This window comes from Pseudomonas sp. C1C7, from assembly GCF_013359595.1.
In the GTDB taxonomy this organism is placed as follows: domain Bacteria; phylum Pseudomonadota; class Gammaproteobacteria; order Pseudomonadales; family Pseudomonadaceae; genus Aquipseudomonas.
In genome coordinates, this window is record NZ_JABFMP010000006.1 from 130,140 (window position 1) to 155,666 (window position 25,527).

At 61.2% G+C, this 25,527-nt stretch carries 18 protein-coding genes; 7 read left to right on the forward strand and 11 right to left on the reverse strand.

The features are described from left to right. Nucleotides 1–90: 90 nt before the first annotated feature. The 6 genes from HNO86_RS07390 to HNO86_RS07415 form a co-directional block, all read right to left on the reverse strand. Nucleotides 91–801 (reverse strand): TetR/AcrR family transcriptional regulator, encoded by a 711-nt coding sequence (locus HNO86_RS07390; RefSeq protein WP_175376348.1) that lies wholly within the window; start codon nucleotides 799–801, stop codon nucleotides 91–93. Between the two features lie 3 nt (nucleotides 802–804). Continuing rightward, nucleotides 805–1,971, reverse strand: a complete 1,167-nt coding sequence (locus HNO86_RS07395; protein ID WP_175376349.1) for an acyl-CoA dehydrogenase family protein — start codon at nucleotides 1,969–1,971, stop codon at nucleotides 805–807. A gap of 121 nt (nucleotides 1,972–2,092) precedes the next feature. After that, nucleotides 2,093–3,241 carry an acyl-CoA dehydrogenase family protein gene (locus HNO86_RS07400; protein WP_110962896.1) on the reverse strand — a complete coding sequence of 383 codons (1,149 nt, stop codon included), beginning with the start codon at nucleotides 3,239–3,241 and terminating at the stop codon, nucleotides 2,093–2,095. A gap of 25 nt (nucleotides 3,242–3,266) precedes the next feature. Next, a complete protein-coding gene (locus HNO86_RS07405) occupies nucleotides 3,267–5,759 on the reverse strand; it encodes an RND family transporter (protein ID WP_175376350.1) in 2,493 nt (830 codons plus the stop codon). After that, nucleotides 5,759–6,814, reverse strand: coding sequence for a YCF48-related protein (locus HNO86_RS07410; protein ID WP_178131069.1), 1,056 nt, complete (start codon nucleotides 6,812–6,814; stop codon nucleotides 5,759–5,761). Before HNO86_RS07410 ends, HNO86_RS07405 begins: the two co-directional genes overlap by 1 nt. 129 nt (nucleotides 6,815–6,943) lie before the next feature. Further along, on the reverse strand, nucleotides 6,944–8,638 hold the full coding sequence (locus tag HNO86_RS07415; RefSeq protein WP_110962899.1) for a DUF1302 domain-containing protein: 1,695 nt from the start codon (nucleotides 8,636–8,638) through the stop codon (nucleotides 6,944–6,946). 222 nt (nucleotides 8,639–8,860) lie between these two features. Here HNO86_RS07415 and HNO86_RS07420 point away from each other — a divergent pair, with 222 nt between their 5' ends. After that, complete coding sequence (locus HNO86_RS07420; protein WP_175376352.1) at nucleotides 8,861–9,931, forward strand: MBL fold metallo-hydrolase; 1,071 nt, start codon at nucleotides 8,861–8,863, stop codon at nucleotides 9,929–9,931. A 154-nt stretch (nucleotides 9,932–10,085) separates the two neighbouring features. On the opposite strand, the gene HNO86_RS07425 is transcribed toward HNO86_RS07420, so the two are convergent. Then, entirely contained in the window at nucleotides 10,086–10,829 is a 744-nt protein-coding gene (locus HNO86_RS07425) for an SDR family NAD(P)-dependent oxidoreductase (RefSeq protein WP_110962901.1), read from the reverse strand. A 383-nt stretch (nucleotides 10,830–11,212) separates the two neighbouring features. Between HNO86_RS07425 and HNO86_RS07430 the strand changes: the two genes are divergently transcribed. The 3 genes from HNO86_RS07430 (at nucleotide 11,213) to HNO86_RS07440 (ending at nucleotide 16,630) form a co-directional block, all read left to right on the forward strand. Further along, on the forward strand, nucleotides 11,213–13,840 hold the full coding sequence (locus HNO86_RS07430; protein WP_372242516.1) for a LuxR C-terminal-related transcriptional regulator: 2,628 nt from the start codon (nucleotides 11,213–11,215) through the stop codon (nucleotides 13,838–13,840). Between the two features lie 90 nt (nucleotides 13,841–13,930). Continuing rightward, nucleotides 13,931–15,085: an iron-containing alcohol dehydrogenase gene (locus tag HNO86_RS07435; RefSeq protein ID WP_175376354.1), complete on the forward strand. Its 1,155-nt coding sequence runs from the start codon at nucleotides 13,931–13,933 to the stop codon at nucleotides 15,083–15,085. A gap of 210 nt (nucleotides 15,086–15,295) precedes the next feature. Beyond that, on the forward strand, nucleotides 15,296–16,630 hold the full coding sequence (locus HNO86_RS07440; RefSeq protein WP_175376355.1) for an MFS transporter: 1,335 nt from the start codon (nucleotides 15,296–15,298) through the stop codon (nucleotides 16,628–16,630). Between the two features lies 1 nt (nucleotide 16,631). On the opposite strand, the gene HNO86_RS07445 is transcribed toward HNO86_RS07440, so the two are convergent. The 3 genes from HNO86_RS07445 to HNO86_RS07455 are packed head-to-tail and all read right to left on the reverse strand — an operon-like array spanning nucleotide 16,632 to nucleotide 19,236. After that, nucleotides 16,632–17,573 (reverse strand): electron transfer flavoprotein subunit alpha/FixB family protein, encoded by a 942-nt coding sequence (locus tag HNO86_RS07445; protein WP_175376356.1) that lies wholly within the window; start codon nucleotides 17,571–17,573, stop codon nucleotides 16,632–16,634. Continuing rightward, nucleotides 17,573–18,322 carry an electron transfer flavoprotein subunit beta/FixA family protein gene (locus tag HNO86_RS07450; protein ID WP_175376357.1) on the reverse strand — a complete coding sequence of 250 codons (750 nt, stop codon included), beginning with the start codon at nucleotides 18,320–18,322 and terminating at the stop codon, nucleotides 17,573–17,575. The genes HNO86_RS07445 and HNO86_RS07450 overlap by 1 nt, the downstream gene beginning before the upstream one ends. Nucleotides 18,323–18,348: 26 nt before the next feature. Then, nucleotides 18,349–19,236, reverse strand: coding sequence for an MBL fold metallo-hydrolase (locus HNO86_RS07455; RefSeq protein ID WP_178131071.1), 888 nt, complete (start codon nucleotides 19,234–19,236; stop codon nucleotides 18,349–18,351). A 208-nt stretch (nucleotides 19,237–19,444) separates the two neighbouring features. Between HNO86_RS07455 and HNO86_RS07460 the strand changes: the two genes are divergently transcribed. From HNO86_RS07460 to HNO86_RS07470, 3 genes are read left to right on the forward strand one after another with little or no spacing between them, the layout of a single operon-like run. Further along, entirely contained in the window at nucleotides 19,445–21,247 is a 1,803-nt protein-coding gene (locus HNO86_RS07460) for an acyl-CoA dehydrogenase (RefSeq protein WP_175376359.1), read from the forward strand. Between the two features lie 38 nt (nucleotides 21,248–21,285). After that, entirely contained in the window at nucleotides 21,286–23,397 is a 2,112-nt protein-coding gene (locus HNO86_RS07465; protein WP_175376360.1) for a 3-hydroxyacyl-CoA dehydrogenase NAD-binding domain-containing protein, read from the forward strand. Between the two features lie 57 nt (nucleotides 23,398–23,454). Beyond that, the gene (locus tag HNO86_RS07470; protein WP_175376361.1) at nucleotides 23,455–24,249 is read left to right on the forward strand and encodes an SDR family NAD(P)-dependent oxidoreductase; all 795 of its coding nucleotides are present in this window, start codon (nucleotides 23,455–23,457) and stop codon (nucleotides 24,247–24,249) included. Nucleotides 24,250–24,301: 52 nt separating this feature from the next. Here HNO86_RS07470 and HNO86_RS07475 read toward each other — a convergent pair whose 3' ends face one another. After that, complete coding sequence (locus HNO86_RS07475) at nucleotides 24,302–25,486, reverse strand: acetyl-CoA C-acyltransferase (protein WP_175376362.1); 1,185 nt, start codon at nucleotides 25,484–25,486, stop codon at nucleotides 24,302–24,304. Between the last annotated feature and the right edge of the window lie 41 nt (nucleotides 25,487–25,527).

Consider the following 25,527-nt stretch of genomic DNA (forward strand, 5'->3'; position numbering starts at 1 on the left):
AAATCATTTCCGGATTCCGGCACCCGAAAAATCAACGTAAGTATTTGTTATATATTGGTAATGTTATTTTCTATGGATAAGCGATGCGGGTTATTCCGCATCTGCCGTGGTCAGCAGCGCATGGAGCATGCGCGTCAGTAGGCGAACGGTGTCGTCATCGAGCAGGTACTCGGGATTCTCGATCATCAGCGCCCGGGGTAAAGCGGTGACGGCCTGGTAGGCAAGAAAACCGGCTTTTTCGCGGTCACGCACCAAAACCTGATCGGTAAAACGCTGCACCAAGGCCGGAATGACCATCGAGATCCAGAAGCGCTCCGGCTTGACGATGTCCAGACGCACCAGCTCTCCGTAGTGAGCGCTCTTGAGGCTCAGCTCCGAGTCGACCTGCAACCAGCGATGCAAGGCGCAAAGGCCGGTGCGCAGTACCATTTCGATGCCTTCGTAGAGCGTGGCCGTGTCGGGCAACGCCAGGATGCCGGCGATCACTTGCTGGCGGACATCGGCGCGATAATCCTCGAAAATCGCGCCGATCAGCGAGTCGATGGTGGGGAAGTATTCGTAGATCGAACTGATCGCGACGCCCGAGTAGTCGGACAATCGGTAGATCGACAACGCCTCGCGCCCTTCCCCTTCGAGGATCTCCCGCCCAGCGGTTTTCAGGGCGTCGACCAGGGCAACCGAACGCGCCTGCTTCGGTTGTTTGCGTGGCCTGGCGGGCAGTTCCACCTGAATGTTGTCTTGGCAAGGAGAGGACGCTACCTTCTTCTCGTTGCCCGGTTTCAGGAGGCCTCGGCGGGCCATGGTTCAGGGCGCCACGACGTTGAACGTCGGCTGGATGCTGATACCCATGAGCGCATTGGCGATCGAAAATTTTTGCGCGTCTGTCAGGCCATTCGGAGACGGCAGTACGATGGACTCGCGCACAAGGCGCTCGAGGTCCAATGCCGCGCTCAGCTCCTTGCCACCGGGCAGTTGCAGCGCATTCTGGCAAGCCTTGAGTGCGGTTTCGCTCGCCAGCCAGCGGGCCATGCTCGCCTGAAGCTGGCAAGGGGTGCCGTCATCGATCAGCGAATAGGCCCGCAAGCACATGAGCCTCGCCGCTTCGAGTCGAGTCGCCATCTCTGCAATCCTGAGGGCCGCCAGCGGTTGGGATGCGCAGGAGCAGCCAGGACTGTCGGGGAGTTGCGCGGCGGCAATGCACGCCTCCTGCACGGCCCGCGTCAAACCAATCGATAACAAGGCTGCGCAAACGTCGACCTGTTCCAGCAGCCTGGTCTGACGTTCCAGGCGGTTCTGTTCTTCCCAGATAACCTGGCTGACAGGCAAGCGCACGTTGCTGAATGACACTCGGGCGCTGAACATGCCGTTCAGGGTGGGCCTGTCGAGGATTCGCGAGGTATAGCCATGTTGCTCACGCTCTACCAGCACATGACACAGCGCCCCTCTCTCAGTGCGCACCTGGGCGATGAGAAAGTCGCAGTACAAACCATTACACACTTGCTCATGCGCACCATTGATCACCCAACCGTCGGCCGTTTGCCAGGCATTGACACCCCCTTCTGCCTGGGCATCGGTCTGTGGCAGGTAAAGACCGGCGAAGCTTCTACCTGCCAGCAAGTCCGGCAAATACTGGTCGCGCAACTTTTGCTGCGCCACAGGCAAGTCTGCCAGTACGCTCGCAACGAGCATGTTGCCGATGACACAGTGGGCGACTTCGCATGAGACCACACACAGTTCCTCAAGCAACATGGCCTCGGTGATGACGGAGAAACCCATGCCACCAAGAGCCGGCGCGATACTTGCGCCGGGCAAGCCGAACTCGGCAACGCCCTGGGTGATTTCGCGCATCCTTTCCGCAGGGATGGAACGACCCCGAAACTTTCGAATCACGGGCGTCACCTCCAACGCGAGGAAGGTACGGAAACTTTCCACCGCCTGTCGCTGTGCATCAGTCGCTTTCTGCATCTTCATGGTCTGATTCCCTGCCAATGGTCGCGAATCCATCGGTACATACGAGTCCGGCATTCAGTAACAGGTTATTTGCTACAGCTGCCGGGCGCCCCCCTCCCAGTGGAGGGGGCAGGCACAGTTTTCAGCCCAGGCTGCGTGCGATGATCAACTTCTGAATGTGACTGGTGCCTTCGTAGATCTTGGTCACCCGCACATCGCGGCAATAACGCTCAACCGGGAAATCGTTGAGATAGCCGTAGCCGCCATGGATCTGCAGCGCGTCGGAACACACCTTTTCCGCCATTTCGCTGGCAAACAGTTTGGCCATCGATGCTTCCTTGGCGCAGGCCACCCCTGCCTCGCAAAGCCGCGCGGCATGCACCATGTAGTGGTGGGCGACATCGACTTGCGCCGCCATGTCTGCCAGGTCGAATGCCACCCCTTGCAGCTGGATGATCGGCGCGCCATAGGCCTCGCGCTCCTTGGCGTAGCCCACTGCCGCCTCCAGCGCTGCGCGCGCGGTACCGGTGGCAACGGCGGCAATGGCCACCCGTCCTTCCGACAGCGACCCCATCACACTGCGATAGCCGGCCCCTTCCTCACCGAGCAGATTCGATACCGGTACCCGGCATTGTTCCAACTGGATCTGCGCAACGTGGGCCGAGCGCTGGCCCATCTTGTGCTCCACCCGTGCCACGACATAACCGGGGTTTTGCTGCGGGTCGACGATCAACAGGCTGCTGCCCTGCTTGCCGGCCGCTTTGTCGGTCACCGCGAGCACCAGGCCCAGGCCCGCTTCGTTGCCGTTGGAGATGAATTGCTTGCTGCCATTGATGACGTAGTGCTCGCCTTCCCGCCGAGCCTGGGTACGGAACGCTGCCGTGTCGGAGCCGGCGTGGGGTTCGCTGAGCAAAAAGGCACCGATTCGCTTGCCACTGGCCAGATCCGGCAGGTACTTGCGCTTCTGTTCTTCATTACCCAGCCGCGCCACGGCCAGGCCCACCGAGTTGTGGACGTGAATAAGGGTGGCGAATCCGGTGTCGGCGGCAGCGAACTCCTCGATGGCCAGGCAGTACTCGACAAAACTGGCACCGGCACCGCCATATTCTTCGGGGATCAGCATGCCGAGAAAGCCCAGTTCGGCAACGTCTTGCAGCTCACGGCGGGGCCAGGCGGCGCTACGGTCACGTTCGGCCGCCGTGGGGGCAACGACCTCTGCGGCCACCTTGCGCGCCGAGTCGCGGATCATGATTTCCTGTTCGCCGAGGAACGCTGCGGATGTATCGCTCATGGTGATTCCTTATGAATTCAGAGGGTCAGACAGGGTTCGGATCGGCCTGTACGGATTGCACAGTCCGGGCCTTGGAGGGGTTGCCGACTGACGTCTGCGTGGTCGCCGGCATGACCACCGGTGAGCCGGTGACATGCACATCCCTGAGCAGGAAGTGCGATAGCGCCGGGATCAGGGCCAGGGCGCCCAGCATGTTCCAGAGGAACATGAAGGTCAGCAGAATGCCCATGTCAGCCTGGAACTTGATGGGCGAGAACGCCCAGGTGATCACACCCGCCGCCAGGGTCACGCCCACCAGCGCCACGACTTTGCCGGTAAAGCGCAAGGCATGCCGGTAGGCTTGTGCCAATGTGTCGCCAGCGCGTTGACGGGCCAGCTGAATGCTCAACAGATAAAGGGCGTAGTCGACGCCGATGCCCACCCCCAGCGCGATCACCGGCAAAGTCGCGACCTTGACGCCCATGCCCAGCAGCACCATCAACGCTTCGCAGAGAATCGAGGTGATGACCAGCGGCACCACGGCCACCACCACCGCGCGCCAGCTGCGGAAGGTGATGAAGCACAGCACGATGACCGCCGCGTACACGTACATCAGCATGGTCAGGTTGGCCTTCTTGACCACGATGTTGGTTGCCGCTTCGATCCCGGCGCTGCCGGCGGCCAGCAAGAACTGGCGGTCCGGCGTGCTGTGCGCGGTGGCGAAGGCTTGCGCGGCCTGTACCACTTGATCCAGGGTCTGCGCCTTGTGATCGGAGAGGTAGGCCACCACCGGCATCACCGAGCAGTCGTTGTTGAATAGCTCAGGGTTGCTGGTGCTCGCGGTCCGTGCCGCGTAGTTGAGTACATCCTGGTTGGGAGAAATCGACATCCACTTGGGACTGCCCTCGTAGGAGCCCGCCGTAATCTTGCGCACCGCATCGGCCAGAGACACCGTGCTCTGCACCCCCGGTACTTGTTGCAGGACCCAGCCCAGGCGATCGGCGTCGACCAGGGTCTGGTACTCCAGACAACCTTCAGCCTTGGTCTTGACGATGACCGCGAACTGATCCGAAGACAGCGAGTACTTGCTATTGATGTAGGCGTTATCCAGGTTGTAGCGCGAGTTGGGCCGCAGTTCCGAGGCCCCGGCATCCAGATCGCCGATCTTCAGATGGGTGCTGACAACGAAGCCTGCCACCGTCAGGAGCGCCGAGCCCAGCAGCAGTGCCGTCGCCCAGCGACGCTCGGTAAAGCGCTCCAGCAAACGCCAGATCCCGGTCGTTTCACGCTGCTCTTTGCGCAGGCTGCGCGCCGCAGCATTGGGGCTGACGCCGGTGTAAGACAGCATCACCGGCAGCAGGATCAAGTTGGTGAACACCAACAGGGCAACACCGATGGACGCCGTGATCGCCAAGTCCTGGATCACCGGAATATCGATCAGCATCAACACGCCAAAGCCCACGGCGTCGGCCACAAGCGCCGTGACCCCGGCCAGAAACAGACGCCGGAAGGTGTAGCGGGCAGCGACCAGCCGATGGGTGCCACGGGCCACGTCTTGCATGATCCCGTTCATTTTTTGCGCGCCATGGGACACGCCGATGGCGAACACCAGGAAGGGTACGAGAATCGAATAAGGGTCCAGCTCAAAACCCAGGCGCGCGATCAACCCTAGTTGCCACAACACGGCGATGCAGGAACAGCCCAGCACCAGCGCTGTGCTGCGCACACAACGGGTCCAGGCAAAAATGATCAGCGCCGCGATCACCGCCGCCACGGCGAAGTACAGGATCATCTGCTGCAAGCCATCGAGCAGATCGCCTACGACCTTGGAGAATCCGACAATGCGGATGTCCAGGTCGGCGCTGCCCTGGGTGCCGGAGAACTGCGCGCGGATACTTTCCAGGCGCTTGGACAATTCCCAGTAATCCAGCGGCTGACCGGTGTTGTTGTCCTTGTCCAGCAGCGGCACGAAAATCATGCTGGAACGGAAATCGGTGCCCACCAGATTACCCAGCAACTGCGCCCGGCCGATGTTCTGGCGCAAGGCATCGATGCTGGCCTGGGAGCCGGTGTAATTGTCGGGCATCACCGGACCACCGGCGAAGCCCTCTTCGGTCACCTCGTTCCAGCGCACCACTGGCATCCACAACGACTTGACGTTGGCCCGGTCGACGCCCGGCGTCAGGAACAGCTCATCGTTGATGTGCTTGAGCGCCTGTAGATACGCGGGGTCAAAAATATCGCCAGAGCGGTTTTCCACCACCACGCGCACGGCATTGCCCAGGCCCTTGAGTTCGTCGCGGTTCTCCAGAAAGTTACGGATGTACGGCTGATTCAGCGGAATGGTTTTCTCGAATGCGGCATTGAGCGTCAGGCGCGACGAATCCCAGCCGAGAATGATCGAGACGATGCCGCACAGCAGGATGACCAGCAGGCGATGGTTGAAGATCAACCGTTCCAGACGACTGCCCGACTGATGATTGAAATCAGCAATGTTGCCGATGGACTGCAGGTTGTCGCTGGCGTTGTGGCTACCCATCACAGCTCTCCGACTTTCTTGTTCTGTTGCAGGCTTTGCACGCGCACGCCACCCAGTCCGGCCAGGGCGATCGCCCCATCGCCAGCAGATGCCAGTGCAAAATTGGGTGCTACACGGTCCAGCGGGACACGACTGAATGCGGCCCCACGATCAGTGGAACGAAGCAACTGACCGGTCTGGCTGGCGAGCAGGATCGAACCGTCTTCGGCGATCAAGCCACTGGTGATGCCTTCCTTGATGCCGGTGTCGACCGTGCTCCAGCTTGCCCCGCCATCAAGGCTGCGCAAGGCATTGCCGCGCAGGCCGTAGACCAGCACCAGATGGTCATCGCCGAGCAGGCCGAACAGCGTGCCCTCGTAAGGCAGTTCGATTTTGACGAAGCGCTGGCTGACAGGATCCAGCTTCAGCACCAGACCTTGTTCGGCGACCATGAACAACGTGCCGGCTGCCGGACGCATACCGTACAGGTGCATGCTGCGCGGGTTGTCGACACGGTCCTGCCAAGCGGTCCAGGTTTGGCCGCCATCCTCGGTGCGCAGGATCAGGTTGAAGGCGCCGGTCACGAATCCCCTGCGTTCATCGGTAAACCACACGTCCAGCAGCGGTTTATCGGCGCCCTGGGTCGCGAACAGTTCAGCATCCTGCTTCAGGCGCTGTGCCTCGGTGTCATCCGGGTTGGCGGGGTTGCCATACTGCTTGAGCAGGATCCGGGCGATCTGCTGCCCATCGAGCTGTTTGATCCAGGTTTTGCCAGCGTCGGTGCTGTGCAGCACAACGCCTTCGTGGCCAACGGCCCAGCCCTGGCTGGCATTGGGAAACGCCAGTGCAGTCAGGTCCGAGCTGACGGGCACCTGGGCTTGAACCCAGTTCGTGCCGTTGTCCGAGTAAAGAATATGACCGCGCTGGCCGGCCGCGATCAGCCGTCCCCCGGCCTTGGCCAGTGCGTTGATGGGTGCCTGGATCGCCTTGGCGCTTTGCAACGCAGGTGTGTCGAGTGGCGAGACGAAACCCGGCTGGGCGAACGTCGGCAACGCCAGAAGCGTGGCCAGTATCATCAAGGGTGTCCGCAAGAGTTGTTTAAACACGTTGTCACCTCACATCGGGTGCGCGCGAGCGCGCATTGCTCCAGCGGCGGTCCGCAGCGGGACCGCCGTGGGCGGACTTGCTATTGACTCAAGCGCGGCTCAGAGCGTGGTCTTGAAGGTGAAGAACACCGCGCCGCGATCTTCCAGCAGCGCCTGGCTGCCACTCGGGGTCAGGGCCGCACCGGTCACAGGGTTGGTCGAGTAGTCACCGAAGTAGTCCACATACTTCAGGTCGAAACGGTAGCGACTGTAGAGGTCCAGCCCCAGGCCCACTGCGTAGCTGCCGGCGTCCTTGTTACCGCCGGAAGCAACCGCCGAATTACCCGAGAGGCCCTGGGAGTAACTGATGGGCATCGACAGGTCGCCGCCGGGGAACACCTGATACCAAGTCGGGGTGAAATTGACGGCAATGCCATAGGCGTCACGGGACACTTCGTCGATGTTGCTCGGCACTGCCTTGTAGGCGGACGAGCCCTTGAACAGGTTGAGCGGGTCGTCATTGACCGAAATCCAGCGGCTCCAGGTCAGCTCGGTCGACCAACTGGCGCTGTCGAACAGCGGCGTCGGGCTGACCGTGCCGATTGCATTGAGCACACCGTGCAGGGTGTCGCCACGGGCGCCGAGAATGTCGCCGTCATCCGGCAGTTGTGCGGTCGAGGTGATCCGCGCCGCCGAACTGACCAGCGGCATGTTGTGGCGATAGTTGAGGTCGGCACCGACACTGATGCCGCCGATTTCCTTCGACAGGCTGATGCCATACATGTCGATCTTGTCGGCGTAGTTGAGGAAATACTGCGGCCGGGCATTAGCCAGCAAGATCACTTGCGGCAGGGTGTCGGAGAACTGACGCACGTAGAATCCCAGGGTGCCGTCCAGCCACTCCGGACTCCATCGAGTCATCACGCCCCAATCTCCGGAATTGCGCGGCTCGATGTCGTCGCCATGGATTGCACGCAGTGTGGGGCTGAGGATGAACGACTCGCCACCTTGTTGGTAGATATCAGCGAAACCCAGATAGCTACCGGATTCGGGAACTCGCGAAGGCCGCCATTCGAAGAAATACTGCGCAGCGAAAGACCACTCGGGGTTGACTTGCAACTGCGTGGAAATCTGATTGCGCGGCAGGTACAGCTCCTTGGCCTCGATCCCCGGCAGGGCCAACGCCTTGCCCTGATCCAGTGGCGCCTGACCGTAGGAAATGCCATGGATGGCGCCAGCGCCCAGCAACGATTCACCCCAGTTCACGGTATGGCGGCCCAGGCGGGCCTTGAGCGGCATGTCGCCGAGCTGGGTTTCGCCAAAGACAAAGGCGTCCATGATCTCGCCGGACGGGCCTTCATAATAGCGGTCTGTATAGCGGCTCAGTCCCAGGGCCGGTTTACCGTCGGAGCCAAGGTGGTTGGAGGTGGCGACGCTGTCGTTATCCAGATTGCCGGCATAGGCGTCGTCATACCAGAGGGCGGCACTGACGCGCGCGCCGTACATTTGCTTGTAAATGAGATCCGCCTCACTAAGCACGTCCAGGCGATTATTGACCAGGCTGTGCTTATCGAAGTTGCGATCGCCGTCGTCGTTGTTCGGGTTCGCCAGGATCGCCTTGTCCTGCCCTTCGGTACGCATACCCAGGTTGTAGCGCAGGGTATTGTCCCAACGCAGCTGGATGTCGTCGTTGCCGGTATCGATCTCGACCGCAGCGGCGCTGCCGCAGGCAATCGCGCACATGGCCACGACCGTTGCCTTCAATGCATGAGAACTGGTGGGATGACTTTGATTCGATTTGTTCTTGTTATTCATCTGGGTGCCTCCTCCCCTGGGTTGAACCTGGACATCCAGGTTCGCAAGCCACTCAATCAGTGATCGAGTGCTCCGCAGGGTGCCAGCGTCGGGCCGCTGTCCTCCCCCCCCTTTCTGAAAGGGGGGTGCACCCCTACCCCCCCTTCGGTAGCGTCTGGTACATCGAGTCGATTGCGCACCTGCACCGGATGCGCCGGCGTTGAACACAGACGGGAGAACACCATGACCGACGACACACCGACCAGCGCGGGCGCGCCGATCAGCTACCCCTTCGCCACGCCGCCCATGCCTGGCGTACCCGAGCAGATAGCGCCGGGCGTACAGTGGCTGCGGCTGCCGCTGCCGGTATCCCTGGGCGCCATCAACGTCTGGCTCCTGGCCGATGGGGCGGGCACCGCGCTGGTCGATACCGGTATTCAGGACGATCAAACGGTCGCCCTTTGGCACGCGTTACTCGAAGGCGTGCTTAGCGAGGCTCCTCTGACCCGGGTGATCGCCACCCATCTTCATCCGGACCATGTGGGAATGGCCGGCTGGCTGACACGACAGACCGCTACTCGCTTGTGGATGACGCGCCTGGAGTATCTGCAATGCCGAATGCTGACCAGCGACAGCACCCGCCCGGCACCTGAAGAAACCCTGGCGTTCTACCGTCGCGCCGGTTGGGACGAGCAGACCCTGGAGCGTTATCGTCAACGCTTCGGCGGTTTCGGCCGGATGATTTCACCCTTGCCCGACAGCTATCGACGTATTCGCGACGGCGAGCGGCTGAGCATCGGCGGGCATTTCTGGGAGGTAGTGGTAGGCGCCGGTCATTCACCGGAACACGCTTGCCTGTATGACGCGGACCGCAAGCTGCTGATATCCGGCGACCAGGTGCTGCCGCGTATCTCGTCCAACGTTTCGGTGCAACCGAGCGAGCCGGACGCCGACCCGTTGCAAGACTGGCTTGAATCCCTGGCAACGCTGCGTCGTTGCGTGCCAGATGATGTGTTGGTTTTGCCATCGCACAACAAACCGTTCCGTGGCCTGCATGTGCGGATCGAGCAACTGCTGGCGGATGCCCATGGCGCACTGGATCGACTGCGCGGGGGGCTGGGCGAGCCCAGACGCGTGATTGATCTGTTCAGACTGCTGTTTAGCACCGAGATACGCAACGACGACCCCACCCGTCTCACCCTGGCAACCGGCGAGACCCTGGCCTGCCTCAATCACTTGTTGCTGCGTGGTGAGGTCAGCGTCGAGCTGGATGATCAAGGTGTGGCCTGGTACCGCAGCATCGCCCCGCGGTAATCCGCACGGCCCGAGGGTGGCGAGCGAGCTTGCTCGCGTTGGGCTGCGTAGCGGCCCCAAAAGTCCGCCAGCCAGCGCGATTTGTGAGTGCTACGCACTCAAGCGGGAGCAAGCTCCCTCGCCACAGGTTTTTGCCGTTATTTGTGTCAGCAGATCAACGGGTACCGCACTGGATATCCAGGGTCAGCGCATTGAGGTAGGCGTTCTCCACCACATGGCGCACCAGCGCGGCAAATTCCTCCGGCAGGCCCATGCGCCGAGGAAAAAGCAGGCCGTTGACGATGGTTTCGGAGACTTTCGCCGGCATGCCCGCGGACATGCCGGACTCGAACAGACCCGGTGCCAGGCTCACCACGCGGATCCCGTGTTCGGCCAAGTCACGGGCGATCGGCAAGGTCATGCCGATGACCCCGGCCTTGCTCGCACTGTAGGCCGCTTGCCCCATCTGCCCCTCACGCGCAGCACCCGACGCCGTGTTGATGATCACCCCGCGCTCGCCACTGTCATTGGGTGTGTTTGTGGACATGGCCAGGGCCGCGTGGCGGATCATGTTGAAGGTACCGGTGAGGTTGACCCCCAACACCCGGTTCCACAGCTCGGTTGGAAACAACTGGCCCTTGGAAAGCGTCTTGCACGGCCCCAGGATCCCCGCGCAGTTCACCGCCACATGCACCGCGCCAAAGCGTTGCACCACCGCGTCGATAGCTGCCTTGACACTGGCTTCGTCGGACACGTCGACGGCGATGCCGACCATGCCATCCAGCGCTGCATCAAGCCTCTGTTGATCCAGATCGAACCCCACCACCTTCGCCCCGGCTGCCGCCAGCGCCTTGCACGTGGCCAGGCCAAGCCCCGATGCCGCGCCCGTGACGACGGCGACTTTATTATCCAGTTTCATCGTGATTCCTTCGTAAGTGCCCAAAACGGGAACCGGGAAGATCTTAGAAAACAAGGCTGCACTCTCGTCCCCCCCTTTGCGGATGGACTGCCACTTGAATTTGAGCAGCGCCGCTGGTCCCTTGTGGGAGCGAGCCTGCTCGCGAAGGCGCCAGCACATTCAACATCTTCGGCGGCTGACACACTGCCGTCGCTCACAGGCTCGCTCCCACAAGGGCTCAAATGGCACTATCGTAAAATCTTGACCTGTATCGACAGGTTGGCTAGTTTCGCCCGGCTCTTGAGTCGCCATGCCCCTGGCGCGAGGACAAGAAGTTGCCAGACACCCCAGCCAGACACCTGGTTTCGACCAAATTTTCGCCACCGCGTATCGGCTCTCGCCATGTGCTGCGTACTGCCCTGCTCGCCCGGCTCAAACTCATGCATCACTGCAAACTGGCGTTGGTCACCGGCGCCGCGGGCTACGGCAAGACGACCTTAATGGCCCAGTGGCGTCAGGATCGACTCATGGCGGGCGCGGAAGTTGCGTGGGTTTCGCTGACGGCCGAGGACAAGGGCTACGCCGCTTTCTGCACCGCGCTGTTTGAAGGGTTACGCCGCTTGGGAATCGAAGTGGACATCGATCTGATCCGCGAAGACAGCACGGTGCCTGCAATGGAAACCTGCGTCGCGATCATCGTCGAAGGGGCGGCGATGATCAGCAAGGAGCTCTATCTGATCGTCGATGACTACCACCATGTGGAAGTCCCCCATGCCCACAAGCTGATTCAAAAACTGCTCGACCAGAGTCCGGGCAACCTGCACCTGGTACTGGCCTCGCGGGTCAATGCGCCGCTGAGCCTGTCGCGCCTGCGGGTCATGGACCAGGTGGTAGAAATCGAAAGTGCCGAGCTGCCGTTCGACCTGACCGAGACTCGCACCTTCGTCGAACAGAACCTGGGCACCGACAAGATCAACGCCGATGAGCTGAGCCTGATCCATGACCTGACCAGCGGCTGGCCGTCGTGCCTGCAACTGATCATGATCATGCTCAAGAACCGCCCCTCTACCCGATCGGTGCTCAATGACCTGGTCTGGCGATCCAGTGATCTGCAAAGCTATCTCAGCGAAGAAGTGGTGGCACACCTGCCAAAGGACTTGGTGGAAGTGGCCGAAGCGTTGTCGATCTTCCGTCGATTCAACGCTGCCATGGCGGTGGCCGTGACGGGGCATACCGAAGCCGGTGAACTGCTTCAGCGCATGGAAGACGAGAACCTTCTGATTCAACGGGTCGACTCCGAGGACCGGAGGACCTGGTATCGCTTCCAGCCGCTGTTCGGTGAATTCCTCAGCGCGCGCCTGGAACGTCGGGGCGGGGATATCCGCGCCCTGCACCGCCTCGGTGCCCATTGGTTCGCCGCGCACAACTGCCTCACCGAAGCGGTGCGCCACGCCAGCCTGGGTGACGACACCGATTTTGCGATACGAGTCATCGAAGCGGCAGCCCCCGCCACCTGGAGCCTGGAGTACCTCGCACCAACCTTGCGTTTGCTGGAACGCTTGCCCGAGGACGTGCTGTTTTCCCACCAACGCCTGCTGTTTCTGGCCTGCGTCACGGTTTCGCTGACTTCGCGTCCGGCGCGGGCAAAACCCTGGCTCGATCGTTTAAAGGCCAGCGACCTGAGCGCGCACCCCGAGCTGATCAGCGGCCTGCCGCTGATCCATGCGGCCATCGCCATACAGGAAGACGACAGCGAGCATACGATCGGCCTGCTGGAGCCTGTGCTCGATGCGCCCATGGAAAACCCCTTCCTGCGCTACATGCTGCTGGCGGCATTGGCCGTCGCCTATTACACCGCGGGACGCTATGCCGATGCCCGCCGCTTGTTCGACATTCATCCGATACCGCCGCAGGATCGCGGCAACGACATGGCGCTGGTCGCGGAATCGGCACGCTTGACCACCTATATGATCAGCGGTGAGATCGGCGTGGCCGAGCCGCTGGTATCCGAATTGCTGGAACGCTCCACCCGGGAGGGCGGACACCGTTCGATTTGCGCCAATCTCTGCGCCAGCCTTCTGGCCGATGCATTCTACGAGCTTGACCGGATCGATGACGCCCGCGAGCTGATTGCCAACCGCTTTGGCCTGCTGCACTCCTCCGTTCCCGAAGTCATCGTGCGCACCAACATCAGCCGCAGCCGTCTCGACCTGCTGCAAAAAGGTCCGGATGCCGCGCTGACCTTTCTGCGCCAGCAAATCGCTCATTTACGCTGCCTGGGACAGATTCGACCGGTGGCCCAGTTGCTGAGCGAACAGATCCGCGTGAGTCTGATCAAGGGCCAGCGCAATCAGGCCATGGAATTGTTGCAATCGCTCGAAGAGCTTGTCCGCGCCCACGGCAGCGAGCGCGGTGGCCGGGCGGAACTGCCGGCGATTGCCGCACTGTCGCGTGCACGGGTACTCATCAACGAGGATTCCCAGGCAGCCCTGCAGGCTTTGAAAACGGTGAGAGACTACGCCGAACGCTTCCACCGCTATCGCCTTACAGTGCTGGTCGACCTGCTGTCGGCTGGAGTACTCGAAGACCTCGATTGTCCAGAAGAATCCCTCGAGTGTCTGCGTCGGGCCGTGGAGGCCGGACAGCGCCTTGGACTGATTCGCACCTTACTGGACGAAGGTGCCTTGAGCGAGAAACTGCTTGGCCGTCTGGCCCGGACCCCTCTTGAAGATCCCGTGCGCAGCTATGTGGACGAACTGATCAATAAACTCTCCGGCCCCTGCGCACCCGCTGCGGCGACCACACGTGCTCGGCGCACGACAACAGCGGGGCAAGAGCCGCAACTGACGCCCCGGGAGCGCGAGATTCTCAGCCTTGTGGCTCAGGCCATGTCGAGCAAACGCATCGCCCATACTCTGGATATCACCCTGGACACCGTGAAATGGAACCTGCGCAACATCTACGCCAAGCTCGGGGTTTCCAGCCGATACGACGCCATGGTCTGGGCGCGTAACCATAAACTGATCGACTGAACCCTCCCCTCCAGAGGGGGGAGCGGCAGACGACCGACACTTAACCTCGCAGGACACCGCCGACCAACGGCCTGTCCACGGGGAAATCACATGACGCGTCGCCTGCTGTTCAACACTACCCGATCGATCATCATCGAGCGCGGCGCCGCAGCGCGCCTTGCCGAACAAGTGCAGTCGATGGGGCACCGCTCTGTACTGCTGGTCACGGATGCCGGCGTCCTGGCAACCGGGCTGTTGGCACCGGTGGAACGCGGTTTCGCCCGCTTGGGCATCGCGTTGCAAGTATTCAGTAACGTCCAGGCCGACCCGCCGGAATCGGTGATTCTTGACGCAGTGCACGCCGCGCGGCAGTGCTGCGCCGATTGCGTGATCGGTTTCGGGGGTGGCAGTTCTCTGGATGCGGCCAAGTTGACAGCGCTGCTGGCGCGCAGCGAAGAAACCCTGGCCGATATCTACGGCATCGACCAGACCAATGGCCGGCGCCTGCCGCTGATTCTGGTCCCCACCACCGCAGGCACCGGCTCTGAAGTCACTGCGATATCGGTGGTCACCACCGGCGAGGGTCAGAAGAACGTGGTCATCTCGCCAGCCCTGTTGCCGGACATCGCCTTGCTGGATGCGGACCTGACGCTGGGTCTGCCTCGCTCGGTCACGGCCGCGACGGGTATTGATTCCATGGTTCACGCCATCGAATCCTTTACTTCCAGGCACCTGAAGAACCCCATCTCCGATTGTCTGGCTCGCGAGGCACTGAGGCTATTCGGGGACAATCTTGAGCATGTGTGCAATCACGGCTCGGACGCGCAAGCGCGCGAGCAGATGCTGCTCGGTGCCTGCCTGGCGGGCATGGCGTTTGCCAATGCTCCGGTGGCTGCGGTGCATGCGCTGGCTTACCCGCTGGGCGCTCGTTTCCATATTCCCCACGGCCTTTCCAATTCGCTGGTGCTGGCACCGGTGATGCGTTTCAACCTGCAGGCAGCGGCACCGCTTTACGCCGAACTGGCCGCCATTCTGCTACCGCAAATACAAGGATCGGTGACCGAAAGAGCCCATGCACTGATCGATCACCTGGAAGCTTTACCTGTCCGTCTTGGTTTGCCGACCCGCCTGCGGGACGTGGGTATCACTCTGGATGACCTCGATGCTCTGGCGATGGATGCGACCAAACAGACGCGTTTGCTGAACAACAACCCTCGTGAGGTGACTCTGGACGACATACAGGCGATCTACCGCCAGGTCTTCTGAGCTACGAAACCTGAATGCAAGCCGGTTCGCAGCGAATGCGGAGCCGGCTATCGGGCCTGCGCATCAATGCCCAGTATTTACCTGTGAATTCAATAGGTTGATTGAATCTACGAATCCGGAACATTGCACCATCAGCGGCTCTTTATACTCGCCAGAACGGCCCCCAGAAGTTCCAATACAACAATAACCGGGCCACTGAGGAGCGCTTCAATGAGCGATGCCATCCCGCAATTCCCGGCAGATTCCGCCACTTCTAACGAACTGAAACGCACCTACTCCAAGGTCATCTGGCGCCTGATGCCGTACCTGATGCTGGCGTTCATTCTCAATGCCATCGACCGCCTCAACCTGTCGTTCGCCAAGCTGCGGATGGCCGAAGACATCCTGCTCACCGATACGACCTACGGCATCGGCGCCGGGGTCTTTTATCTGGGTTACATCCTGTTTGAAGTACCGAGCAACCTGTACATGCAGCGTGTCGGCGCACGTGCCACGTTGACCCGGATCATGATCCTCTGGGGCCTGATCACCGTGATCACAGCCTTTGTCACCAGCCCCGAGCAACTGCTCGTTGCGCGTTTTTTGCTCGGTGTCGCCGAGGCAGGATTTTTCCCCGGTCTGATTCTGTACCTCACCTACTGGTTTCCGGCCTCCGTGCGCGGGCGTATCACCGCATCGTTTTTCATGTCCGGCATGGTCGCGGGCATGATCTGTGGCCCACTGTCAGGCACCATCATGGCCCAACTGCACGGCTGGCTCGGATTGCGCGACTGGCAGGTACTGTTTGTCCTGACCGGATTGCCCGCAGTGATGCTGGGCTTGATCGGACGCGTTTGGTTGACCGACCGGCCTGACCAGGCGCGCTGGCTCGACGACGATCAAAAACGTCAGATCCGCGAGGCTCTGGCGAATGAGTCGCCCCATGAGTCGGCAGGTTCGGGTTTTGTCAGCGCGTTGCGCGATCCACGGCTGTATGTCGCCGGTCTGGTGTGTTTTTGCATCTACAGTGCCGCCAACACAGTGTCGTATTGGTTACCGTCCCTGGTACGCGGCTTTGGTCTGCAAGACTTGCAATTGATTGGCCTGGCCACCAGCCTGCCGTTCCTGGCCGGTCTATGTGCCATGTTCTGGCTCGGTCGCAGCTCCGATCGCCATATGGAACGACGCTGGCACTTGAGCCTGACCCTGTTGACAGCCGCAGCGTGCTTTTGCCTTCTGGATCTGGTCGAGGGGCACACTGCATTGTCCATGGCATTGATCAGCGTTGGGGGTGCGGCGGCGCTGGCGGCGATGCCATTGTTCTGGACGATCCCGCCCGCATTGCTAAGCAGACCCGCCGCTGCCGGCGGAATCGCCCTTATCAGCAGTCTCGGCAACCTGGCGGGTTTCCTCAGCCAGACTGCCGTTGGCGCTTTGAAAACCGCTACCGGCAGTTTGTACCTGGCATTCGATTTGATAGCGGTGTTGCTGGTGTTGGGCGCTCTGTTGTTGCTGATCGCGATTCCAACCGCGCGTTTGCGGGGGCACGGTCGGAATCGGGAATAGCTCAAACCAAGCGTTCAAACTCCGGAACGGCGTCGAACAGATCCGCTACCAGGCCGTAATCGGCCACCTGGAAGATCGGCGCTTCCTCGTCCTTGTTGATCGCCACGATCACCTTGGAGTCTTTCATGCCAGCCAGGTGCTGGATCGCGCCGGAGATACCGACGGCGATGTACAGCTGTGGCGCAACGATCTTGCCAGTCTGGCCAACCTGCATGTCGTTGGCGACAAAGCCCGCGTCCACCGCGGCGCGGGAGGCACCGACACCCGCGCCGAGTTTGTCGGCCAGCGCATACAGGTGCTTGAAGTTGTCACCGTTCTGCATACCGCGGCCACCGGATACGACGATCTTCGCGGCGCTGAGGTCCGGACGGTCGGACTTGGCCAGCACTTCATTGACGAAGCTTGCGGTGCCGGCGTTGTATTCGGTATCGACGAACTCAACAGTTGCCGCCCCCCCTTCGGCAACCACCGGGTCGAAACCGGTGGTACGCACGGTGATGACCTTGACCACAGCGTTGGATTGAACAGTGGCGATGGCGTTACCGGCATAGATCGGGCGTTTGAAGGTATCGGGACTTTCCACCGAGATAATTTCGGAGATCTGATCCACATCCAGCTGCGCGGCAACCCGTGGCAGGATGTTTTTGCCATTGGAGGTGGCTGCGGCCAATACGTGGGTATAAATCGAGTGCTGTTCGATCACCAGACTGGCGATCAACGCTGCGACGTTCTCCGGTAACTGATGGGCATAGGCGGCCTGGTCGGCAACCAGCACTTTGCTGACACCCGGGACTTTCACCGCGGCTTCAGTGACGGCACCTGCGCCCTGGCCAGCCACCAGCACATGAATGTCGCCACCGATTTGCGCGGCGGCCGCCACGGTGTTCAGGGTGACGGCCGCCAGTAGCGTGTTGTTGTGTTCGGCAATAACCAAAATAGTCATCAGATCACCTTCGCTTCATTTTTCAGTTTCTCGACCAGTTCGGCCACCGACTTGACCTTGATTCCCGGGCTGCGCGCGGCAGGCGCTTCGACGTTCACGGTCTTGTTGGTGGAGTCGGTGCAAATGCCCAAGGCGCCCGGTGTCAGCACTTCCAGAGGCTTCTTCTTGGCTTTCATGATGTTGGGCAGAGATGCGTAGCGCGGCTCGTTCAAACGCAGGTCGGTGGTGACGATGGCTGGCAGCTTGAGGGAAACGGTCTGCGCGCCGCCGTCGATTTCCCGCGCCACGGTCACTTTGTCTTCTCTGATTTCAACATAGGACGCGAACGTGCCCTGAGCGTAACCGCTCAATGCGGCGAGCATCTGGCCCGTCTGATTGTTATCGCTGTCGATGGCTTGTTTGCCGAGGATCACCAATTGCGGTTGTTCCTTGTCCACCACAGCCTTGAGCAACTTGGCCACGGCCAGGGAACCCAGTGCGTCATCGGTTTCTACCAGGATGGCGCGGTCGGCGCCCAGTGCCAGTGCGGTACGCAACTGTTCCTGTGCACCGGGCGAACCGACGCTGACCACCACCACTTCGCTGGCAATGCCTTGCTCCTTCAGACGAACCGCCTCTTCCACAGCAATTTCACAGAATGGATTCATCGCCATTTTCACGTTAGCGAGGTCGACGCCGGAACCGTCCGCCCTGACGCGGACTTTCACGTTGTAGTCGACCACGCGCTTTACAGCAGCCATTACTTTCATGGGGAACTCCTGGTGAGCGGGTTATTTCAACTGTCCAGCCGATGCAAGGCGGCGTGGTGATCAAAAGGTTGATATCGGTGCTGCTTGTCACGGGCGACCTTGATCATTGCGACGCTCGGGTCGCGGCTCAGGAACAGTCGCCCTCTCTCGGCCACCACGTGATCGAGCAAGCGCTCCTTTTCATCGATCAGGCTTTCCGGGTTGCGGTCGTAAGCCGTGGTCTGGTCGAGCGCTAGCCACTGGCGGCCAGGGACCAGATCACCGGCGAAAATGATCGGGCCGCCGGGCATATCGATTTCGGGCAACAGTTGCCCGGGGGTATGGCCATCGCTGAGGTGAAAGCGCCAGCCTTCTCCCAGCAGATCGCTGGAGCATTCGTCGATCAGGTGCAATCGCCCACTGCCTTGCAGCTGACTGATGATTTGCGGGACGAACAGCGCTCGATCACGCGGGTGAGGATGGTTCGCACGCATCCAGTGCTGTCGGCCGACCAGATAACGAGCGGTCGGAAACAACAGCCGGGGCGCATCGCCTTCACTGACGGCAAGGCGTACTTCCGGCGCGAGCATCGCGTGCAGGTGGGTGAGTACCACGGCGTGTATCTGCGCTTCTTCCACCCCCAGCCGGGCAAGACCTTCCAGCAGGCCCGGGGTCGAACGCTGGCAGCGGCAGGTGCGCGGCAGTGGCGCGAACAGCGCATCGGTGCCCGCCATGACCAGGATGTTCGAGCCGTCCTGTTGCACCAGCAGCGCCCGGCACGCCAATTCGACCTCGTTGTCGTAGTCAGGGCTCTGCCATTCGATCCAGGCGTTGCGCGGGGTCGTGCCAAACAGGGCGCCGCCGTCGAGCCTGCGGGGTCTGCCTGTCACCGAAAACAATTTGCGATACACCACTTGTACCTCTCTGGACGCCATCCGCCCCGATGACCCGCAAGGGGATCGGGGTATGGCCAGCTTATCCAGAGAAAGTCGCGCATGACCCTCCCTTGAATGGGTGGGCGGCACGTCCGCGTTACCCCTGCCCCCCCTTTTGGGATAGCGCGCGAGGCGCCGGATTTGGCTCTACTGGGCAGGATCATTCCGGTCGGCCGAAAAGGTGACCGACGCCATGCGAGAAAAAACCATGACTGATGCTTTGCTCAATGAACGCGAACTGAGTTTCCAGCTCTATGAACTGAACGATACCGAGGCACTATTGCAGCGCCCGCGTTATGCCGATCACGACCGCTCTGTATTCGATGCGACACTGCAAACCGCTCGCGACATCGCCGCCGACTATTTTGCCCCGCATAACCAGAAAGGCGATGCGTACGAGCCGAGTTTCGACGGTGAAAAGGTTACCCTGATCCCGGAAACCAAGTCGGCCTGGGACGCGTTCGCCCAAGCTGGTTTCCTGGCCGCGCATCACGATGCCAACGACGGCGGTTTGCAACTGCCTGAAGTCATCCTGCGGGCCTGCATGGCGTACTTCAACGCGGCCAACATCGCCACGGTGGCGTACTCGTTCCTGACCATCGGTGCCGCCAACCTGATCAAGAGCTTTGCCAGCGATGTGCTGCGCCAACGCTTCCTGCCGCCCATGCTAGACGGGCGCTTCAGCGGCACCATGGCCTTGACCGAGCCTGGCCAGGGTTCTGCACTCGGTGACCTGCGGACCCTCGCCCGCCCGGCCGACGACGGGACCTATCGCCTGTTCGGCCAGAAAATGTTCATTTCCGGTGGCGACCACTCGCTGACCGAAAACATCGTGCACCTGGTGCTCGCACGAATCGAAGGCGCACCGGCCGGCACCCGAGGTATTTCGCTGTTTTTGGTGCCCAAGTTCCTGGTCAATGACGATGGCACATTGGGTGCGCGCAATGACGTAGCCCTGGCCGGCCTGCTGCACAAACTGGGTTATCGCAACACCACCTCCACCGTACTGAATTTCGGTGAACAGGCCGGTGCCGTCGGTTACTTGGTGGGTGAAGCCAACAAAGGTTTGTCCTACATGTTCCAGATGATGAACGAAGCACGCATCGGAGTGGCACTGGGGGCTTCGGCGTTGGCGTATCAGAGTTTCAACCGGGCGCTGGACTATGCCCGAGAGCGACCTCAGGGCCGTCGACCGGGGAACAAGGACCCTCTGTCGCCGCAGGTGCGCATCGTGGAACACGCCGACGTGCGTCGCTTGTTGTTGCAGCAGAAAACCTATGCCGAAGGAAGTCTGGCGCTGTGCCTGTATGCCAGCACCCTCTATGAGGACGCGCATACCTCGCCCGACGAAACGACACGCCACGAAGCCCGCGAACTGCTCGACCTGCTGATCCCCATGGTCAAGTCGTACCCTTCCAAATATGGAGTCATTGCTTCGGACATCGGCATTCAGGTTCTCGGCGGTTCCGGTTATATCCGCGAATACCCACTGGAGCAGTACTACCGCGACAATCGCCTGAACCCCATCCACGAAGGTACTGAGGGTATTCACGGCCTTGATCTGCTGGGGCGCAAGCTGCAACAGAACGGCGCAATGGGCTACCGTCTGTTTGTCGGCAACGTGCGCCAAACCCTTGAGCAGGCTGCGCGCGACCATCGCTGTGCGGCACTCGCCGATGAACTCGCCTGCGCTCTGGACTGCCTCCAACAAACAACCAAAAGTCTGATTGAACAAGTCGCTGAAGATGCCGAGCGAGGCCTGTCAAACGCCACCGTCTACCTCGACCTCTTCGGTCGTGTGCTGGTTGGCTGGCTGTGGTTGCGCATGGCACTGATTGCCAGCCGCGCCCTGAGCGAGGGCGCGACCGGCAGCGAGGCGGATTTCTACAACGGAAAAATGCAAGCGGCGCGCTACTTCATCGACTGGGAGCTGGCCACCATCGAGGCGCAGTCACGTTTGCTGATCCGTGCCGATTGCACCAGCTTCGACATGCAGGACCCGTGGTTCTGAGCCTGTCCATCCCCCTTCAGCCACAACAAGGAGTCATCATGAATTCCCTGGTCACTTATCAGGTACAAGACAATCTAGCGTTGATCGGTCTGGCTCGCCCGCCGGTCAACACCCTGGGGCAACCCCTGCGTGAAGCCATACTCCAGGCCTGCGAACAGGCCAATGCCGACGCCTCGGTGCGCGCCATTGTCCTCTATGGCGCCAATGGCTTGTTCAGCGCCGGCGCGGACATCAGCGAATTCGGCAGCGCAGCGTCCTTTGCTGCGCCGAATCTACCTGACCTTTGCCTGCGCCTGACCTGTCTTGACAAACCCCTGGTGGCCGCTATTGGCAAGCTGGCGCTGGGCGGTGGCCTTGAGCTCGCACTCGCCTGCGGCTATCGCATCGGCGAACCGCAGACTCGCGTAGGCCTTCCGGAAATCAATCTCGGGTTGTTACCCGGCGCCGGCGGCACCCAGCGTCTGCCTCGGCTGATTGGGGCCCAAGCGGCTCTGGACATGATGATGAGCGGCGCCCCTGTGTCGGCCGGTCGTGCTCTGGAGCTTGGGATTGTCGACCGGCTCGCCGATAGCCCCGAACAATTGCTTGAAGTCGCCTGTGTCTATGCCCGCGAACTGATCACCGTCCACGCCCCGGCCAGACCCGCCGAGCGTTTCGCCAAACCGGCCGAAGGCTTGGCGGCAGATTTCTTTGAACGTTACCGCAGTGAAAATGAGCCCCGCTGGAAGAGCCGTCTGGCTCCCCGTCTGGTTTTTTCCGCCGTAGAAGCCGCTTGCGTGTTGCCGCTAGACCAGGGACTGGCCCGGGAAGTTGCACTGTTCAAGCAGGCTGAAGCGTCTTCCCAGTCTGAGGCATTGCGCCATGTGTTCTTCGCCGAACGCGAAGCGGGCAAGATACCCGGAATCGACGCCTCGACGGCGTTGCTTGCGATTGGCAAAGTCGCGGTCATCGGCGCCGGCACCATGGGCGGTGGCATCGCCATGAACTTCGCCAATGTCGGCATCCCGGTGACCTTGCTGGAGCGTCAGGGTGACGCACTGGATCGCGGCCTGGCGCATATCCGAAAGACCTACGGCATCAGCGTCAAACGCGGCAAGCTGAGCGAATCCACGCTGGAGCAGCGCATGGCACTGCTTACCGGCACTCTCGACTACGCCGACCTGGCCGACGCCGACCTGGTGATCGAAGCGGTGTTCGAAAAGCTCGAGATCAAGCAGGAAGTGTTCCGCAGCCTTGATCGCGTGTGCAAGCCCGGCGCCATTCTGGCGACCAACACCTCTTCTCTGGACGTCGATCTGATCGCTGCCGTGACCTCCCGTGCGCAGGATGTTATCGGTCTGCATTTTTTCAGCCCGGCCAACGTCATGCGGCTGCTGGAAGTGGTCAACGCCCGGGAAACCTCGGCTCAAGTGCTGGCCTCCACCCTCAAGATGGGCCGCACCATCGGCAAGATCCCGGTGGTGTCCGGTGTGTGCTTCGGTTTTATCGGCAACCGCATGCTCGAACCTTATGCCCGCGAAGCTCACCGCTTGGTCCTCGAAGGCGCTACCCCGGAACAGGTGGATGGCGTGCTGACTGACCTGGATTTGAACATGGGTGTGTTCACCATGCTCGACTTGGCCGGCGTCGACGTGAACTTTCTGGTGCGCGATGCCAACCGTGCCGCCATTGCACACGATCCGAGCTATTGCCGCCTAGGTGATGAGCTGTACAGCATGGGTCGCTTCGGCCAGAAAACCGCACGTGGTTTTTACGCTTACGAAGGGCGGGAAAGGCGCAACGATCCTGATGTCGTTGCCGCGGCCGAACGCCTGGCCGTAGAACTGTCCGTACCCCGTCGAGCCATCGACAAACAGGAAATACATGACCGTTGCCTGTTCATGCTGATCAACGAAGGCATTCAGTTGCTGGATGAGGGCATCGCCCTGCGCGCCAGTGATATCGATCTGGTCTGGATCAACGGGTACGGCTTCCCGGCGCACCTCGGCGGCCCTATGCACTATGCCGAGCAATATGGTCTGGACAAGGTCCTGGCCGGCATCCTGCACTACCGTCAGTCCCTGGGCGAATACGGCCAGATGTGGTTCACCCCGGCACCTCTGCTGGAGCGTCTTGTGGCGGCCGGCAAAACCACGATCGAACGCATCTGACCACAACCGGCAGGCATCCATTCGGTGCCTGCTTCTCTCGTCAACAGGACACCTGCAATGAACGAAACAGTCTCCCTTTCCCATTCCCCCTTCTCTCTCGCCGGTAAAACCGTGCTGATCACCGGTGCCTCCAGCGGCATTGGCGAACACCTGGCGCGGGTTGCCGTTCGTGCCGGCGCGCGAGTGGTGCTGACGGCACGCCGGGTGGAGCGCCTGCAGCAATTGGCCGAGACGATAAACTACAACGGTGGCCAGGCGCTGCCAATCGCCTTGGATGTCACCGATCGCGACAGTGTTGAAGCCGCATTTGATGAGGCCGAAGCCGCTTATGGTGTAGTGGACGTGGTGCTCAACAATGCGGGCATCGGCAACGGCCAGCGCGTGCTGGAAATCAGTGAAGAAGACTGGCGCCACATGCTGTCGACCAATCTCGACGGCGTCTGGCGGGTGGCCCAGTGCGCGGCGCAACGCCTGGCTCGTGCCGAGCAGCCGGGCAGTATCGTCAACATTGCCTCGATGCTAGGCCTGCGGGTGGGCACCGGATACAGCCACTACTGCACGGCCAAGGCGGGCGTGGTGCAGTTGACCAAATCATTGGCGCTGGAACTGGCGCGCTACGGGATTCGGGTCAATGCCATCGCACCGGGCTACTTCAAGACTGAAATGACCGATGGCGGCTTCTTCGACAGTGAAAAGGGCCAAGCCTATATTCGCGAGGCAGTACCGTTGCGCCGGCTAGGGCAACTGGAGGAGCTGGATGGCCCGTTCCTGTTGCTCGCAAGCGAGGCTGGGGCCTATATGTCTGGTGCGGTGCTGGCAGTGGATGGCGGACAATTGGTGGGGAGCCTGTAAAGCGCTATCAGGCGGTCCGGGTTATCCCGGCCGCCTGAGCCATGGAGTTAAATCACAACACTTCGAACAAACCGGCGGCGCCCATGCCACCGCCGACGCACATACTCACCACCACATACTTCACGCCACGACGTTTGCCCTCCAGCAACGCATGGCCGACCATCCGCGCGCCGCTCATGCCATAGGGGTGACCGATGGCGATCGCGCCGCCGTTGACGTTCAATTTCGCTGGATCAATCCCCAGGGTCTGCGCGCTGTACAGCACCTGGCAGGCAAAAGCCTCGTTGATCTCCCACAGGCCGATGTCATCCACGCGCAGTCCGTGCTGGCGCAGCAGCTTAGGGATCGCCAGCACCGGTCCGATGCCCATTTCTTCAGGCGCCAGACCCGCCACGGCGAAGCCACGATACAGGCCCAGCGGGCTCACTGAGGAACGGGCTGCCAGTGCACCACTCATCAGCACACAGGCGCTGGCGCCGTCGGACAATTGGCTGGCGTTGCCCGCGGTGATGCAGCCACCTTCAAGCACGGGGGCCAATGCTTGCAGATTGTCGAGCGTGGTCTGCGGGCGATTCCCCTCATCCAGCGTCAGGTGCACGTCTTCATAGGTGACGGCGCCGCTCTGCTTGTCGACGATTTTCTTGCGCACGCTGACCGGTACGATTTCATCGGCGAACAAGCCCGCCGCCTGTGCCGCCGCAGTGCGTTGCTGGGACTGGAGGCCGTAAACGTCTTGGGCTTCACGACTGATGTTGTAGCGTCGGGCGACAATCTCAGCGGTCTGCAACATCGGCATGTAGGCATGCTCGGCCATACGCAACACAGTGGCATCCTGTTCGGCGGCGGCGAACTGCGTGTGCGGGTTTTGCACCAGGCTGATCTGTTCCTGGCCGGCACCGACGGTCACCTGCATGCCATCGACCATGATCTGTTTGGCGGCAATGGAGATTGCCATCAGGCCAGAGGCGCATTGACGGTCGATGGTCTGGCCGCTGACAGACAATGGCAGGCCGGCCGCCAGTGCCGACAGACGAGCCAGGTTGGTCGCGGCGGTACCGCTCTGCATGGCCGTGCCCATCACCAGGTCGTCAATTTGTCCCGGTTCGATGCCCGCACGTTCGACCGCGGTACGAATGGCCACCGCGCTCATCGACGGCGACTTTAAATCATTGAACGCACCGCGAAAGGCTTTGGCGATTGGCGTGCGGGCAGTGGAAACGATAACGGCGTCTTGCATGGTATTGCGCTCCAGCGGTAAGTCGCAGAACAAGCGGCTCA